This is a genomic window from uncultured Roseicyclus sp., assembly GCF_937892565.1.
Classification (GTDB): domain Bacteria; phylum Pseudomonadota; class Alphaproteobacteria; order Rhodobacterales; family Rhodobacteraceae; genus Roseicyclus.
Genome location: NZ_CALAHQ010000019.1, coordinates 1 through 15,610 on the forward strand (window position 1 = coordinate 1; position 15,610 = coordinate 15,610).

The window sequence follows — 15,610 nt, forward strand, 5'->3', positions numbered from 1 at the left end:
CGAGGCCAGTGCCGCGTGGCGCGCCGGCTTGGCCGCTGTGCCGATCTGTTGTGAACTCGGCCCTTGACCGGACCGCGGCCGCGGTCGATCTTGGGCCGATGTTTCCCATCCGCGATCACAACCCGTCCAACCGCACCCCCATCGTCACATGGGCGCTGATCGCCATCAATGTGATCGTGTTCTTGTCCTATTACCCCAGCCTGTCGGGGTCGGAGCGTCAGTTGATGGCGTTTTTCGATGCCTGGGCGCTGATCCCGGCCGAGGTCTTGTCGGGGGCCGATGGGCATACACTCGTCACCTCCATGTTCTTGCATGGCGGTTGGATGCATCTGATCGGCAACATGCTGTTCTTGTACATCTTTGGCGACAATCTTGAGGATCTTCTGGGGCATCTGGGGTATTTGGTCTTTTATCTGGCGGCCGGTCTTGCAGCCGCGGCCGGTCAGATCATCGCCGGGCCGGGGTCGACCATTCCGATGGTGGGCGCCTCGGGGGCCATCGCCGGGGTGATGGGGGGCTATCTGTTGTTCTTTCCGCGCGCGCGCATCGACGTGCTGGTGATCATCGTGGTGCTGATCAAGATCTTTACCGTTCCCGCATGGGTGATGCTGGGTCTGTGGTTCGGTCTGCAGCTGTTCAACGGGCTGGCGATGGATGTCGCGGGGGGCGGGGTTGCCTACTGGGCGCATGCGGGTGGGTTCGTGGCCGGCGTGGTCTTGTTGGTGCCGCGCTGGTTGCGATTGGGCGGCGTCGATTTCTGGGGCAGATGGCATGGCAAGCCACCCCATGCCGAAGTCACCTATGTGACCGAACCCCGCCGCATCAGCCCGATCCCGCGCGTGCGCCGCGTCACGCCGACCGCGCCAGCCTCTGCCCCATCGCGCGATCCGACCCGCATCCCGCGCAGCGGCGCCCGCAATCGGCTACGCTCGCCCTGGTCGGGCGGCCCGGATTGACGCGATCGCGCACGGGTTGCGCCCTGATCACGCAGGCCAAGAATCACCCCATGATTTCATGGCAAACGCGTGACAAAAACTTGATGGTTTCTTAACGACGCCTATATGTGCCTCATGTCGGCGCCAAGGCTACAGGAAACTGTGTGTTTTGCCGTGAGCCATGCGTTTTGGGAATAGCTCCCATGTGGATTTCGCATCACACAATCGCATGGTTTTCGTGCAGAAGGGTCCGCACGCCGAAAATGCAAGAGCAAAAACAAGGAACGACGAAATGCGAGATTTCGTTGATGGCACCGCCTTCAACTTTGAACAGGGTCAGCGCGCGCGGAAGCTTTTCGCGGCGGTGGTTCTGGCTGCGTTGGATGACGCCATCGCAGACGACAAGAAATACGGCAATGGTCCCGAACAGATCGCCCGCTGGGCCCGCTCGCGCGATGGTCGTGAGGTGTTGAGCTGCGCGGGGATCGACCCGAATGAACGCGTCGTTCAGGGCTTGATGACCTTTGTGTCACGCGGTGTGCGCACATCGGTCGCGCTTAGCCGCGAAGAAAGCGAGCGGCGCCATCAAGCCGACGCCGAGGCAGAAGCCGCCTGAGACGCGACAGCGGATCATCGGCCCGATCAGAAAAAACGCGCCCCGAACCGGGCGCGTTTTTCTTTGACGGGCATCGTGTCGGCCTGTTGGTGCGGGCGGGGGGACTTGAACCCCCACGGCCATACGGCCCACGGATTTTAAGTCCGATATGTCTACCATTCCATCACGCCCGCCGCGCGGCCATGGCTAGCGGCTTGGGCGGCGATTGGCAATCGGATGGGCGGCTGCCCGATTGCGACAGATCAAGGCACGATGCCTTTGCATGGCCCATCCATGGCCCATCCGCGAGCGTGACGCGCGGAGCCATGGATCGCATGGAGGGGGGCCAGATGACTGACCACGGCCAGGACATGCTGACGGTTTCGCCACCTCGGCTGGACCGTACGGAGTTTGTGCAGATCGACGGCATGCTGGCTGCACCGCACGCGCCCTTGGCCCGCGACTGGGTCTTGGGGCGGTTTGGGGAGGGGCTCCAGATCCGGATGTTGCGACGCCCGCTTGCGGGTCTGGTGCTGTTTTTACCGGGCAAGCTGGCGTGGCGTCCGATCATCGGGATCGGTCAGGCCATCATGGTCCATGATCTGCGCGCAGCCGATGGTGCGCGGACCCGCGAGGCGACGGGGCGGCTGTGGCGGGAGGTCGAGGATTTCGCCCGGTATTTCGGCTATAAGATGGTTGTGGCCCTGATCGGTGCGGGGCCGGGGCTGATCGCGCCAGCGCATGCGCCCGGTCGGGGCTGGATGATCTGTGGGCACGGCCCGGGCGGCGTGCGGCTTGTGGTGCGGGTTTTGCACGGGCCGGTGTCGTTGCCCAGCCTGCCGGGCGATTGGGCGGCGCGGGCGCGGCGCCTGGGGCCGGGTCTGGTGATCCAGACAAGCGGCGAAAGCGCCGTGCTGGAGGCCCGTGCCCGGGCACTGGTCGCAGCCCTTGGCCCCCGTGGTGTGGCCATTCGCCATCAGCGCGCCGCCGATGCCGCCGATCTGCGCGCCACGGCGATCACGCCGGGTGCGGCCTATGCTGTCGCCTGCGATGGGCGCTATCTGGGCGGGCCGGACCTGGGTGCCGCGGATCTGTTGCGTGCGGCCTTGTGCGGTGCAGACGCGGCTCAGTGCCCGGCATAGGCGCACAGCGCATGCACCGGCACGCCCATGGCCTCCAGCCGCTGGCGCCCGCCCAGATCCGGCAGGTCGATGACAAAGGCACAGCCCACAACCTCGGCGCCCAGCCGTTCCACCAGCAAGATACCCGCCTCGGCGGTGCCGCCCGTGGCCAGAAGATCATCGACCAACAGCACCTTTTGCCCCGCTTCGAGCGCGTCGTCATGAATTTCGACCGTCGCCTGGCCATATTCGAGCGTGTAGTCCTGTGAAATGGTGCGGCCGGGCAGCTTGCCTTTCTTGCGGATCGGCACAAAGCCCTTGGACAGTTGATGCGCCACGGCACCACCCAGAATGAAGCCCCGCGCCTCAAGACCCGCGACCATGTCGATGCGTTCACCGACGAATGGTGCCAGCAATTGATCGACCGCCAGCCGAAAACCGCGCGCGTCCTGAAACAGGGTGGTCACATCGCGAAACAAGATCCCCTGATGCGGAAAATCGGGGATGGTGCGGATGTAATCCGGGATCGTCTTTTGGCTGGGCATCTGGCGGGCATCCTTATGCGGGGCGCAAGGGCGGGATTGACGGGCGACACTCACGGGCGGGGGTAATGGCGGCGCAGCGCGGTGGCATCTTGCCCGCGCAGCCAGACCGCGGAATTGGTGGTTTCGGAAAAAATCGACCGATCATAGGCGGGTCCGTCGATATCGGTGGGCAGGCCCAGAGATTGCACAAGCTCTTCCAGCACGACCGAGATGATTTCACGGCGTCGGATGTCTTGGCTGATGGCGATGGCCGCGGCATGGATATCGCCCCCGCGCGATCGCAGCGCCACGCGCGCCATGGCGATGTCGGCCCCGTCCAGCTCGGCGATGCTGGTGCCTTCGATCCGTCCGCCTTGCGGCGTTTCCACAAGATAGAAGGGCACATCAAGCGCGCCCTCATAGACGCGCATCAGCACAAGATCGGCCCCCGTGGCGTTGATCTGATCGATCGCGGTATCGATGGCGCGATCGACCAGATCAAATTTGTAGCCCGGAAAACCGGGCGCAATCGCCGCAATGCCGATGCGCAAGGGGTGGCGGCGTGTCTCGGGCCAGCGGATCATCGGCTTGGCACAGCCCCCCCCCGGCGGGGCGGCGCAGGCCACCAGCCGGTAGAAATCCTCGTCCGAGATCAGACCGGGCACGGGCACGAACTCCTGCGCGGCAACACCGGCAGGGGCGAGCATCACGGGCAGGGCAAGGATCAGGCGGCGCAACATGCGCACAGGTGACGCAAAGCGCGCGCCGAGTGCAAGCCGCAGGCATCACGCCATGGCGCGTGTGTTGCATCCCGACCGCGCCGGCGGCTTTGCCCCCGGACTCCGGCGTCGTTTTCAAGCACAGATGCGGCGCCGCGTTGCGCCTGATCGGGGGTCAAGGGCCAAGATGGCGGGCCGCTTCCGTTCGGGCGAAGGGTTTGAGCGTGCTGCCATGGGTCGCCAGCCATAGGCCTACGGTTTCGGGCTCGCGCCTGGACAGATCGCGCAGCCACCAGGCGATGGCTTTCTGGATGAACCTGTCGCGGTCCGGGGCGAGCGTTGCGCACCAGCCAAGGATGCGCGCGCGCGCTGCCGCCTCGGTCATGCCGGGGTGGCGGGCCTTGGTGAAGGGCAGCGAAAACACCAGCGCCGCGCGGCGGGTCCACATGTGGTCCGACGTGATCCAGCCCTCGAGCGTGTCGAGGCGGGAGGGATCTTGCAACAGGCGTTTCTGGCCGCCCTGGGCCACCGCATCGGCAATGGCCCAGCTGTCGAAATCGGCCACGAAGCCGGTGATGCACGACCAGACCGCAGCGTCATCGGGGCGGATACGCGCCTGAAGCAACAGCTTGCCCGCCAAGATGCGCGCGTCAAAGATGTCGCTGGCCCAAAGCCCTTGGGCAAGGGCAACAAGCGCCTCTGGCGCAAGGCCCGTGCGCCATTGCGCGGCCAGGTCCCCGGTTGTCGCGTTCGACAGGCCCAAGACCGCCCGGGTCTGTTTGTGATAGGCCCGCATCTGGGCCGCGCGGGCAGGGTCGGCCATGGCCTGCAACTGGGCCAGCGCGGCATCGGGTGTCATTTGCGGGCCATAAGCCCATCCAGATGGGCGCGCACGACCGGCCAGTCGGTGGATGTTATGGAATACACCGCCGTGTCGCGGATCGTGCCGTTGGGCATTTTCATATGCGCCCGCAAAACCCCGTCAAGCTGCGCGCCCAAGCGTTCGATGGCCCGGCGTGAGGTCTGGTTCAGGCGGTGGGTGCGAAACTCGACCGCCAGACAGTTCCATACGTCAAAGGCATGGCCCAAGAGCAGGCGTTTGGCTTCGGTGTTGATCGGTCCGCGCTGGGCCCGTGGCGCAAGCCAGGTCGATCCGATCTCGACCCTTGGTGTCGCGTGATCGATGTTGCTGTAGCTGGTCATCCCCACGGGCGTGCCCCGCGCGTCAAGCTGGGTGAAGGGCAGCATCGCGCCCAGATCGCGCAGCCGCAGGCGGCGGTCGATCTCGGCCAGCATGCCGCCGGGGCTTGGGATGGCGGTGTACCAGATATCTTGCATGCGGCCCTCGGCGCTGGCATCGCCAAGCGCTTCGGCATGGGCGCGGTCAAGCGGCACAAGCGTGACATGACGCCCGCGGAGCGTCAGGTTCGGGGGGCCAAGGCGGCTCATTCCACGGTCACGGATTTGGCGAGATTGCGGGGTTGGTCCACATCGGTGCCTTTCGCAATCGCGGTGTGATAGGCCAGAAGCTGGGCGGGGATGGCGTAAAGCATCGGCGCGCTGAGCCGGCCCGCCATGGGCAGGGTCAGAACCGCGCTTGTGCCCTCGGATGCGATGGCGGCACCCGCGCTGTCGGTGATCAGCGTGACCGGGCCGCCGCGCGCCATGACCTCTTGCATGTTCGACACGCTCTTGTCGAACAGCGCGTCATGCGGGGCCATGACCAGCACCGGCATGCTGCGGTCGATCAGCGCGATGGGGCCATGTTTCAATTCGCCCGAGGCATAGGCCTCGGCATGGATGTAGCTGAGTTCCTTGAGCTTCAGCGCCGCCTCCAGTGCGGTTGCATACATCACGCCGCGCCCCAGAAAGAGCGCCGATTTTGCCTCGGCCAACCGGGTTGCGATGGTGGCGATCTCGGGCTCCAGTGTCAGAACCTGTCGCAACTGGTCGGGGATCTTGCGCAGCGCGTCCAGTTCAGCCGCAAGCTGTGGGGCCGTCATCACGCCGCGCTGGCGTGCGGCATGCAGCGCCAGCATCGCCAGAATGCCCAATTGGTTGACATAGGCCTTGGTCGAGGCGACCGAAACCTCGACCCCCGCCATGATCGCCAGCGCCACATCGCTTTCGCGCGCGATGGACGAGGTGCCGACATTGACAAGGCTTGCCACCATCGCGGCGCGGCCGCGCATGTAGCGAAGCGCTGCCAGCGTATCGGCGGTTTCGCCCGACTGGCTGACAAACACAGCCAGCGTGCGCGGCGCCACGGGCGGCTCGCGATAGCGAAACTCGGATGCGACATCGACCTCGCACGGCATGCCCGCGATCTGTTCGAACCAGTATTTCGCGGTCAGGCACGAATAATAGCCCGTGCCGCAAGCAACCATCACCACCCGGTCAAACCGCGTGAAATCCAGTGCTTCGGGGAAAATCGGGGCGCTGCCCGGCGCATAGCGGGCCAGCGCCTCGGCAAAGACCACGGGCTGTTCGTGGATTTCCTTGGCCATGAAATGCTTGTAGCCCGCCTTGTCGATCACGGCGGCGCCGCGTTCGATGCGGGCCAGCGGCCGGGTGACGGGATTGCCATCGAGGCCAAGGATATCCACGCCGGCGCGGGTGACAAAGGCGCAATCGCCTTCGTCGAGATAGGTGATCTTGTCGGTCATGGGCGCCAGCGCGATGGCATCCGAGCCCACGAACATCTCCCCCTCGCCATGCCCGATGGCCAGGGGCGAGCCCTTGCGCGCCGCGATGATCAGATCCTCGTGACCCTCAAAAAGAAAGCACAGCGCAAAGGCCCCTTGCAGCCGGGCGATGGTGGCCAAGGCGGCCCCGCGCGGGTCCATGCCCTGCGCCATGAAGCGGGCGCACAGATGCGCCACGATCTCGGTGTCGGTTTCGCTTTCGAAATTCGACCCCGAAAGCTCGGCCCGCAAGGTGCGGTAATTCTCGATGATGCCGTTGTGAACCACCGCAACAGGCCCCGTCTGGTGGGGGTGGGCGTTGGCCTCGGTGGGCGCGCCATGGGTGGCCCAGCGGGTGTGGCCGATACCCGCCTTGCCGGGCAACGGGTCATGCACCATCCGATCAGACAGGTTGATCAGCTTGCCCACCGCGCGGCGGCGACCAAGCCGGCCGTCTTGCAGCGTGGCGATGCCCGCGCTGTCATAGCCGCGATATTCCAGACGCTTGAGCGCCTCGAGGATCAGGGGGGCGACCTCGTGCTTGCCCAAAATGCCGACGATGCCGCACATGGTCTATCCTTTCTTGCTGGCCTTGATGGCGCGCAAGCGGTCCATCAACCGGATGGCCAGCCCCGGCTTGTTGACTTGTTTCGCCCGGCCGATCGCCAGCGCGCCGGGGGTCACATCCTCGGTGATCACAGACCCCGAGGCGGTCATCGATTGATCGCCCAGGCGGACAGGGGCCACCAGCATGGTGTTGGAGCCGACAAAGACATCGCGCCCGATGGTGGTGCGGTGTTTCATGACGCCATCATAGTTGCAGGTGATCGTGCCCGCGCCGATATTGCTGGCCGCACCGATGTCGGCATCGCCGATATAGCTGAGGTGATTGACCTTGGCGCCTTCGCCGATCTGGGCCTCTTTCACTTCGACGAAATTGCCGATGCGCGCGTCATTGCCGATCTCGGCGCCGGGGCGCAGCCGGGCATAGGGGCCGATGACGGCACCCGCGCTGACGTGGCAGCCCTCCAGATGGGTAAAGGCGCGGATGCGCGCGCCGCTTTCCACCGTCACGCCGGGGCCAAACACGACATGGGGCTCGATGTCCGCATCGCGGCCAACCCATGTGTCTTGCGCGAAGATCACCGTTTCGGGGGCCTGCATCGCCACGCCATTGTCCAGCATCTCGGCCCGCCGCGCGGATTGGAACGCCGCCTCGGCCAGCGCCAGTTCGGCGCGGCTGTTGATGCCCAGCGTCTGGGCTTCGGGGCACAAGATCGCGGTGGCGGTCAGCCCTTCGGCCACACCAAGCCCCGGCACATCGGTCAGATAGTATTCGCCGGCGGCATTGCTGGTGCCAACCTTGCCCAAAAGCCGCATGAGCACCTGTGCATCTGCCGCCATAAGGCCGGAATTGCACAGGGGTGTCGCCTGTTCTTCAGGGGTTGCATCCTTGGCTTCGACAATCCGCAAAAGCCGATCACCCGCCATGATGAGCCGCCCGTAACGGCCGGGATCGGCGGCCTCGAACCCCAGCACCACGATGTCATGGCGCCGCCGCGCGGCCTGCATCGCAAAAAGCGTTTCGGCCGTCACAAAGGGGGTGTCGGCGTAAAGCACGATCACATCGCCTGTGAAATCGGCAAGGGCGGGGGCGGCTTGCACCACGGCGTGGCCCGTGCCGAGTTGTTGGTCCTGGCGCACGCAAACGGCCCAGGGCGCCAGATCGGCCACGGCCGCCTCGACCGCGTCGGCGCCGTGGCCGGTGACGACCACGATGCGCGCGGGCTCGAGCAGGCTGGCGGCCTGCAGCGCATGGGCAATCAGCGGCACGCCCCCCAGACGGTGCAGCGGTTTGGGCAGGTCGGAATTCATCCGCGTGCCTTGGCCCGCTGCCAGCACGATCACGGCGATGGGCGGGGGGGTGCCTGTGTCGGACATGGGTCGTGCCTGCTTTCTGTCATTTTGGGGCTGTTTTATCGAAGGCGGGCTGCTGCGCAAGCACTGGCTGCTTCACTTTGTCCAACGCCCTGTTACACAGCCGGGCGGAAACCTGCCGAAAGGGCCGAACATGCGCTGTGTGATCTTTGATCTGGATGGAACGCTCGCCGATACGGCCGGCGATCTGATCGTGGCGGCCAACACGGCGCTTGGTCTTCTGGGCCATGCCCCGCAACTGGTGATGGGGCGCGATGACGCGACGGCGCTTGCAGGGGGGCGCGCGATGCTGCGGCTCGCGGCCGAACGGCTGGGGCTGGGCGATCCCGAACCCATGGTCGAGGCGGGCTATCCGCTGATCCTTGCGGCCTATGGGGAGGCGATCGATCAGCACACGCGGCTTTACCCCGGCGCGATGGAGGCGGTGTCGCGCTTGAAATCAAGGGGAATTGCGGTCGGCATCTGCACCAACAAGCCCCAGGGCCTGGCCCAGACATTGTTGACCCGTCTGGGCGTGCGATCCGAATTCGCGGGGCTTGTGGGGGCCGATACACTGGCCGTGCGCAAACCCGATCCCGCGCCGTTCCTTGAGGCGGTGGCGCGTTCGGGCGGGGTGCGGGACCGATCGTGCCTGATTGGCGACACGGTGACCGACCGCGACACTGCGCGTGCCGCCGGGCGGCCTTGTGCGTTGGTTACCTTTGGCCCCCTGGGGCGCACGGTGGCCGACCTGGCGCCTGATGCGCTGATCGATCATTACAGCGGGCTTGATGCGATCATAGATCGGCTGATCCCCTAAGAAGGCATTGACCTATGGCGCGCGCCTGCCACATCTGTGCGGCATGGAAAAACCCGTCTTCACCGGCAAATTCACCCAGCAAGAACCCATCCCCGACGCGGCGATTGCGGCGGCGGTGGCTGTGATGCGCTCGGGGCGGTTGCACCGCTACAATCTTTTGCCCGGCGAAGAGGGCGAGGTTGCGGCGCTGGAGCGCGAATTCGCGGCCTTTACCGGGGCGGGCTTTGCGCTGGCCGTGGCGTCGGGTGGCTATGCGATGGGCTGTGCGCTTCGGGCGCTGGGCGTGGGGCCGGGCGATCGCGTTCTGTCCAATGGCTGGACATTGGCGCCCGTACCCGGGGCGATTGCCAGCGTCGGCGCCGAGCCGGTGTTTGTTGAAACCACCGATGCGCTGACCATCGATCTGGAGGATCTGGCGCAAAAGGCCAAAGCCTCGGGGGCGGGTGTGCTGCTGCTCAGCCACATGCGGGGCCATATCTGTGACATGGACCGGCTGATGGATGTGGCGCGCGCCCATGGCTTGGCGGTGATCGAGGATTGCGCCCACACCATGGGGGCGGCCTGGCGCGGTGTACCATCGGGCCGTCACGGGGTGATCGGCTGTTATTCCACACAGACCTACAAGCACATGAATTCGGGCGAAGGCGGGCTGATCGTGTCCGATGACGCCGACATCATGGCGCGTGCCGTGATGTTGTCGGGGTCCTACATGCTGTTTGGCCGCCATACCGCCGGGCCGCCCATCGATCGTTTTGAGACCGTGAAATACGACACCCCCAATGTGTCGGGACGAATGGACCATCTGCGGGCCGCGATCTTGCGCCCGCAACTGGCCGCGCTGCAGGGCCAGATCGCCCGCTGGAACGCGCTCTATCGCGTGATGGAGGAAGGGTTGCGCAACAGTCCCGACCTTCGGATCATCGAACGCCCGCCACAAGAAAGCATCGTCGGGTCGTCGTTCCAGTTTCTTTTGCCCGGCTGGAGCGATGCCCGCATGCGCGCGCTGGTGGCGGCCTGCGCGGCGCGTGGGGTCGAGTTGAAATGGTTTGGCGCAGCCGAGCCTGTCGCTTTCACCTCGCGCTATGACAGTTGGCGCTTTGCACCACCCCAGCGGTTGCCGCGCACCGACGCGATCTTGGCGGGGTTGGTCGACATGCGCCTTCCCCTGACCTTTTGTGAGGCAGATTGCCGCCTGATCACAGGCATCATCCGCGACGAGGTGATGAGCATGGCGCAACAGGCGACAGGGTAGGGGTGCGTTTTCCGCAAGGAAAACGCACGGGAAATCTCAAGATTTCCCGTGCGGAAAACCCGGGTTTTCCGCCCCCCTTCAGACCAGCCGCGAGTTGTCCTTGGCGGCGCGGACGAAATCGCGAAACAGCGGGTGCGGTTCGAGCGGTTTGGATTTCAGTTCCGGGTGAAACTGCACCCCGATGAACCACGGGTGATCTTCGACCTCGACGATTTCGGGCAGCCGTCCGTCGGGTGACATGCCCGAAAAGCGCAAGCCCCGCGCCTCGAGCGCGTCGCGGTATTTGATGTCCACCTCATAGCGGTGGCGGTGGCGTTCCTCGATGGCCAGCCCACCATAGATCTGCGCGACCCTTGATCCCGTCCTGAGCAGGGCGTCGTAGGCGCCCAGCCGCATGGTGCCGCCCTTGGCATCCGTCAGCTTGCGCTTCACCTTGGCATTGCCCTGCACCCATTCCTTCAGGTGATAGACCACGGGGGTAAAGCGCTTCTTGCCCGCGTCATGGTCGAATTCCTCGGAACCTGCATTGGGCAGGTCGGCCAGATTGCGCGCCGCCTCGATCACGGCCATCTGCATGCCCAGACAGATCCCCAGATAGGGCACCATGCGGGTGCGGGCGAATTGCGCCGCCTTGATCTTTCCTTCCGTGCCGCGTTCACCGAACCCACCGGGCACCAGGATCGCATCGAAGCCCTCCAGCCAGGGGGCGGGGTCCTCGCGCTCGAAGATCTCGGCGTCGATCCATTCCGCCTTGACCCGGACCCGATTGGCGATACCGCCATGGGTCAATGCCTCGGCGATGGATTTATAGGCATCCTCAAGCTGGGTGTATTTGCCCACCACCGCCACGCGCACCTCGCCCTCGGGGTTGGCGATGCGGTCGGCCACATCTTCCCAGCGCGACAGATCGGGTTTTGGTGCGGGGCTGATGTGAAAGGCATCCAGAACCGCCTGATCCATGCCTTCGCGGTGATAGGCGAGCGGCGCTTCATAGATCGACGACAGGTCCTGGGCTGCGATCACGCAATCGGGGCGGACATTGCAAAACAGCGCCAGCTTTTCGCGTTCTTTTTGCGGGATCGGCCCTTCGGAGCGGCACACCAGAATGTCGGGCGCAATGCCGATCGAGCGCAGTTCCTTGACCGAATGCTGGGTCGGCTTGGTTTTCAGCTCACCGCTTGCCTTGATATAGGGCAGCAGCGTCAGATGCATGAACAGGCATTGACCCCGTGGCTTGTCCTGACTGAACTGACGGATCGCCTCGAAAAAGGGCAAGCCTTCGATGTCGCCGACAGTTCCGCCGATTTCGCACAGCATGAAATCGACCTCATCCTCGCCCAGGCGGATGAAATCCTTGATTTCATTGGTCACATGCGGGATCACCTGAATGGTCTTGCCCAGGTAATCGCCGCGACGTTCCTTTTCGAGCACATTGGAATAGATGCGCCCCGCCGAGATCGAATCCGTCATGCGCGCGGCCACACCGGTGAAGCGCTCGTAATGGCCAAGGTCCAGATCGGTTTCTGCCCCGTCATCGGTCACAAAGACCTCGCCGTGTTCAAAGGGCGACATCGTGCCGGGATCGACGTTCAGATAGGGGTCAAGCTTGCGCAACCGGACGGTGAAGCCGCGCGCCTGAAGAAGCGCGCCTAGCGCCGCCGAGGCCAGCCCCTTGCCAAGCGAGGACACCACACCGCCGGTGATGAAGATAAATCGCGCCATGTAAGCAAACCTTCCCGTGCCGGGGCGCGCCGCACGCTGCACGGTCCACCCTTATCCTTGTATCACGGGATTTGATGCTACCCGGATTCGCCGACCCGCCGCAAGGCGCCGGGCACATGATCTTGGGTTTCCGGGCGAAATTGCCCTAAATCTGCGAAAATCCGCTGAATTCAGTCCGCGCGCGGCGGCAACAGCGGCGCGTCGCCAGTCGCCGGGGGCAACAAATCCGATGCCGGCGGCAGCACCGCGCCATCCGCTGCATCGCCCGACACCCCGCCGCCAACCCGATCAAGAACCGATGATCCGGCCGAATTCTGAGCGGCCAGAATCGTCAGTGTGATGGAGGTGGCCAAAAACGCGATGGCAAAGGCCCAGGTCAGCTTGCCAAGGGCGGTCGCGGCCTGACGCCCGGTCATCACGCCGCCGCCGCCGCCAAGGCCCATCCCACCCCCTTCGGAGCGCTGCAACAGCACGACGCCGATCAGGCAGAGGGCAAGGATCAGATGGACGACGAGGACAACATTTTCCATGGGCGGGGTCCCTTCGAGAGGCCAGGCTTGGATTTGCGCTTGCATATGAGATGCGGCATGCAGCCGCAAGCCCAACTGACACAACCTTAGCGCGACCAACCCCCGTCGTTGCAAGCAATTTGTTTCATGTGAATGGAATTGCGTCATGGCGCATTGGCCTGTTGCCCCGGCGCACGCCATCAGGGGCCGTGAACCGATTGTGGCGGCATGTCGCAGAATTCGGTCCATTTGTCCGTTTTTCGCGAGGTTCCGCTTTCAACCGCGCCGGACGCCCGGTATAGCCGCTCCGGGCCGCTACCGGAGGATCTGCCATGGCTAATGTCGTCGTTGTTGGCGCCCAGTGGGGCGATGAGGGCAAAGGCAAGATCGTCGATTGGTTGTCGGAACGCGCCGATGTGATCGCGCGCTTTCAGGGCGGCCATAATGCGGGCCACACGCTGGTCATCGACGGTGCGGTCTACAAGCTGCACGCGCTGCCGTCTGGGGTTGTGCGCGGTGGCAAATTGTCGGTCATCGGAAATGGTGTGGTGCTCGACCCGTGGCATCTGGTCAAGGAAATCGCGGGCATTCGTGCGCAAGGTGTCGACATCAGCCCCGACACCTTGATGATTGCGGAAAACACGCCGCTGATCTTGCCCATCCATGGTGAGCTGGACCGCGCCCGTGAAGAGGCGGCCAGCCCCGGCGCCAAGATCGGCACCACCGGGCGTGGCATCGGGCCGGCCTATGAAGACAAGGTCGGCCGCCGCTCTGTGCGGGTGGCCGATCTGGCCGACAAGACAACACTGGAGGCGCGGGTGGATCGCGCGCTGACCCATCACAATGCCTTGCGCCGGGGCTTGGGGATCGACCCGGTCGACCGCGCGGCGCTGATGGCGGCACTGCACGCGATCGCGCCCGAGATCTTGCAATATGCGGGCCCGGTGTGGAAAATCCTGACCGAAAAGCGCAAGGCGGGAAAACGCATCTTGTTCGAAGGCGCGCAAGGCGCGCTGCTGGATATCGACTTTGGCACCTATCCCTATGTCACATCCTCCAATGTGATCGCGGGACAGGCCGCGACCGGTGTGGGCATCGGTCCGGGGGCGATCGATTATGTTCTGGGGATCGTCAAGGCCTACACGACCCGCGTGGGCGAGGGGCCATTTCCGACCGAACTCAAGGATGGTGATGGCGAACGTCTGGGCGCGCGCGGTCACGAGTTCGGCACGACCACCGGGCGCAAGCGCCGCTGTGGTTGGTTCGATGCCTGTCTGGTGCGCCAGACCTGTGCCACATCGGGGGTCAATGGCATCGCGCTGACCAAGCTTGATGTGCTCGATGGGTTCGAGACGCTGAAGATCTGCGTGGGCTATGAGCTGGATGGCCAGCGGCTGGATTACCTGCCGACGGCCGCCGATCAACAGGCGCGCTGCACACCCGTCTACGAAGACATGCCCGGCTGGTCCGCGTCGACCGAAGGCGCGCGCAGCTGGGCCGATCTTCCGGCGGAGGCGGTGAAATATGTCCGCCGCATCGAAGAGTTGATCGACTGCCCGGTGGCGCTAGTCTCCACCTCACCCGAACGGGAGGACACGATCCTCGTGACCGACCCCTTCGCGGATTGAACGAGATCGGGGGCCAGATGGCGTTGCGTTACAAGACCAGACGGCGGCTGTCGCTGCTGGTTCTCCTGCTGGGTCTGCCAGCCTATATCGCGGTTGCATGGTGGATCATGAGCCTGTTCGAGCGGCCGCCCGTCTGGCTGGAGTTCGGCATCTACATCATCCTTGGTATCTTGTGGGCGCTGCCGCTCAAGGCGGTGTTCAAGGGCGTCGGACAGGCCGATCCGGACGCGCAGCACCCCGATTGATCGGCAGACCGGCCGCACCCTGCGGTGCTGGCACAGGCGGCCCATCGGGCTGTCGCCCCTGGTCTTTGGGGGTTTTGGCCTGAGGGTCGCATCATCGGGCGGTGGACAGGGGCATCAGGTGATAGATGCCCTGCGCGACCGGCTTGATCCGGCCAAGCGCAAGCAGCGCGTCAAAGGCCTTTTGCATATCGGCATCGCTGATCGACTCATCGGTGGCCTGCCGGATGACCCGAAACAGCCAGGAGCGGTCAAATCCCGGGGCGCCGAATTCGGTCTCGGCATATTCGGCGGCCAGTTCGATGACATCCTCGAATTCGATGGCATCGCTTTGATCCAGCTTGATGGCGAAGCGTCCGCCGTGAAAGATCGCGTCTTCATCGTGCTGCGCTGCAAGATCGCGGGCCGATGACGGCGGTGTGGCATCGGTTTGCCCAAGGCCGGCGGTCTGGTGGCGCAAGATCACCTCGGCACGCTGTGCCAATTGCGCAAGGCTGTTGGCCGGTTTGTGCAACAAGGTCTGAGGGGCCGGGGCGGATGCCTGTGGGCTGTCGGCAAGATCGGCCGGCGCGGGGCGGGGGCCTGTCGGAGCATCGGGGGATGCGGCTGCATCATGGACCCGCTGATCGGAGACAAGCACCAGTGTCGGAAGGCGCCGGCTGTCAGCGCCTTGGGTCACGTCCACGCGCAGTCGCCGCGTATAGATCGCCACGGCCAGATCCTCGGGATCCTCGGGGGCGCCGGGCGCGGTGTGGCGTGCGGGACCGCGTGCGGCAACCGCGGCTTTCAGATGCTCGATATTGGCGCGGCGGCGGGTCGAATCGGTGCGGCTCATCTGATTTTCGGTCGCCGCGAACAGGCGATCGGCACCTGTGACATCCTGCAAGCCCGGCGGTTCATCCTCGGGGCGGTTTGGGTCGGCTGTGGCAATCCCGGCCTGCG

General features: G+C 64.8%; 17 protein-coding genes and 1 tRNA gene. 7 read left to right on the forward strand and 11 right to left on the reverse strand.

The window, feature by feature from the left end:
- Positions 1 to 98 precede the first annotated feature (98 nt).
- Together Q0094_RS02650 and Q0094_RS02655 are read left to right on the forward strand one after the other, a co-directional pair.
- Positions 99 to 956, forward strand: coding sequence for a rhomboid family intramembrane serine protease (locus Q0094_RS02650; RefSeq protein WP_297615009.1), 858 nt, complete (start codon positions 99 to 101; stop codon positions 954 to 956).
- Between the two features lie 271 nt (positions 957 to 1,227).
- Positions 1,228 to 1,551, forward strand: a complete 324-nt coding sequence (locus Q0094_RS02655; RefSeq protein ID WP_297614979.1) for a DUF6280 family protein — start codon at positions 1,228 to 1,230, stop codon at positions 1,549 to 1,551.
- 87 nt (positions 1,552 to 1,638) lie between these two features.
- Here the strand turns inward: Q0094_RS02655 and Q0094_RS02660 are convergent.
- Both Q0094_RS02660 and Q0094_RS02665 read right to left on the reverse strand, forming a co-directional pair.
- Positions 1,639 to 1,724, reverse strand: a tRNA-Leu gene (locus tag Q0094_RS02660).
- Positions 1,715 to 1,867: a hypothetical protein gene (locus Q0094_RS02665; RefSeq protein ID WP_297614981.1), complete on the reverse strand. Its 153-nt coding sequence runs from the start codon at positions 1,865 to 1,867 to the stop codon at positions 1,715 to 1,717. The genes Q0094_RS02660 and Q0094_RS02665 overlap by 10 nt, the downstream gene beginning before the upstream one ends.
- Positions 1,868 to 1,880: 13 nt before the next feature.
- On the opposite strand from Q0094_RS02665, the gene Q0094_RS02670 reads away from it, so the two are divergent.
- Positions 1,881 to 2,672 (forward strand): hypothetical protein, encoded by a 792-nt coding sequence (locus tag Q0094_RS02670; protein WP_297614983.1) that lies wholly within the window; start codon positions 1,881 to 1,883, stop codon positions 2,670 to 2,672.
- Here the strand turns inward: Q0094_RS02670 and Q0094_RS02675 are convergent.
- The 6 genes from Q0094_RS02675 to glmU all read right to left on the reverse strand — a co-directional run bounded on the left by Q0094_RS02675 (position 2,657) and on the right by glmU (position 8,519).
- The gene (locus Q0094_RS02675) at positions 2,657 to 3,196 is read right to left on the reverse strand and encodes an adenine phosphoribosyltransferase (RefSeq protein ID WP_297614985.1); all 540 of its coding nucleotides are present in this window, start codon (positions 3,194 to 3,196) and stop codon (positions 2,657 to 2,659) included. The two genes, Q0094_RS02670 and Q0094_RS02675, sit on opposite strands and share 16 nt — an antisense overlap.
- A gap of 50 nt (positions 3,197 to 3,246) precedes the next feature.
- Entirely contained in the window at positions 3,247 to 3,915 is a 669-nt protein-coding gene (locus Q0094_RS02680; protein ID WP_297614987.1) for a DUF2927 domain-containing protein, read from the reverse strand.
- Between the two features lie 154 nt (positions 3,916 to 4,069).
- Positions 4,070 to 4,753, reverse strand: coding sequence for a DNA alkylation repair protein (locus Q0094_RS02685; protein WP_297614989.1), 684 nt, complete (start codon positions 4,751 to 4,753; stop codon positions 4,070 to 4,072).
- Complete coding sequence (locus Q0094_RS02690; RefSeq protein WP_297614991.1) at positions 4,750 to 5,343, reverse strand: GNAT family protein; 594 nt, start codon at positions 5,341 to 5,343, stop codon at positions 4,750 to 4,752. Before Q0094_RS02690 ends, Q0094_RS02685 begins: the two co-directional genes overlap by 4 nt.
- On the reverse strand, positions 5,340 to 7,148 hold the full coding sequence (gene glmS / locus Q0094_RS02695) for a glutamine--fructose-6-phosphate transaminase (isomerizing) (protein WP_297614993.1): 1,809 nt from the start codon (positions 7,146 to 7,148) through the stop codon (positions 5,340 to 5,342). The genes Q0094_RS02690 and glmS overlap by 4 nt, the downstream gene beginning before the upstream one ends.
- A 3-nt stretch (positions 7,149 to 7,151) precedes the next feature.
- The gene (gene glmU, locus Q0094_RS02700; protein WP_297614995.1) at positions 7,152 to 8,519 is read right to left on the reverse strand and encodes a bifunctional UDP-N-acetylglucosamine diphosphorylase/glucosamine-1-phosphate N-acetyltransferase GlmU; all 1,368 of its coding nucleotides are present in this window, start codon (positions 8,517 to 8,519) and stop codon (positions 7,152 to 7,154) included.
- 130 nt (positions 8,520 to 8,649) lie between these two features.
- Here glmU and Q0094_RS02705 point away from each other — a divergent pair, with 130 nt between their 5' ends.
- Together Q0094_RS02705 and Q0094_RS02710 are read left to right on the forward strand one after the other, a co-directional pair.
- Positions 8,650 to 9,315, forward strand: a complete 666-nt coding sequence (locus tag Q0094_RS02705; RefSeq protein WP_297614997.1) for an HAD-IA family hydrolase — start codon at positions 8,650 to 8,652, stop codon at positions 9,313 to 9,315.
- Between the two features lie 43 nt (positions 9,316 to 9,358).
- On the forward strand, positions 9,359 to 10,567 hold the full coding sequence (locus tag Q0094_RS02710; protein ID WP_297614999.1) for an aminotransferase class I/II-fold pyridoxal phosphate-dependent enzyme: 1,209 nt from the start codon (positions 9,359 to 9,361) through the stop codon (positions 10,565 to 10,567).
- 78 nt (positions 10,568 to 10,645) lie between these two features.
- Here the strand turns inward: Q0094_RS02710 and Q0094_RS02715 are convergent, their stop codons facing one another.
- Together Q0094_RS02715 and secG are read right to left on the reverse strand one after the other, a co-directional pair.
- A complete protein-coding gene (locus Q0094_RS02715; RefSeq protein WP_297615001.1) occupies positions 10,646 to 12,289 on the reverse strand; it encodes a CTP synthase in 1,644 nt (547 codons plus the stop codon).
- 170 nt (positions 12,290 to 12,459) lie between these two features.
- On the reverse strand, positions 12,460 to 12,819 hold the full coding sequence (gene secG / locus Q0094_RS02720; protein WP_297615003.1) for a preprotein translocase subunit SecG: 360 nt from the start codon (positions 12,817 to 12,819) through the stop codon (positions 12,460 to 12,462).
- Between the two features lie 311 nt (positions 12,820 to 13,130).
- Between secG and Q0094_RS02725 the strand changes: the two genes are divergently transcribed.
- Together Q0094_RS02725 and Q0094_RS02730 are read left to right on the forward strand one after the other, a co-directional pair.
- Complete coding sequence (locus Q0094_RS02725; protein ID WP_297615005.1) at positions 13,131 to 14,426, forward strand: adenylosuccinate synthase; 1,296 nt, start codon at positions 13,131 to 13,133, stop codon at positions 14,424 to 14,426.
- Positions 14,427 to 14,443: 17 nt separating this feature from the next.
- Entirely contained in the window at positions 14,444 to 14,671 is a 228-nt protein-coding gene (locus Q0094_RS02730; RefSeq protein ID WP_297615011.1) for a DUF2842 domain-containing protein, read from the forward strand.
- A 91-nt stretch (positions 14,672 to 14,762) separates the two neighbouring features.
- Here the strand turns inward: Q0094_RS02730 and Q0094_RS02735 are convergent.
- A partial coding sequence (locus Q0094_RS02735) for a hypothetical protein (protein ID WP_297615007.1) occupies positions 14,763 to 15,610 on the reverse strand: 848 nt, incomplete at its 5' end.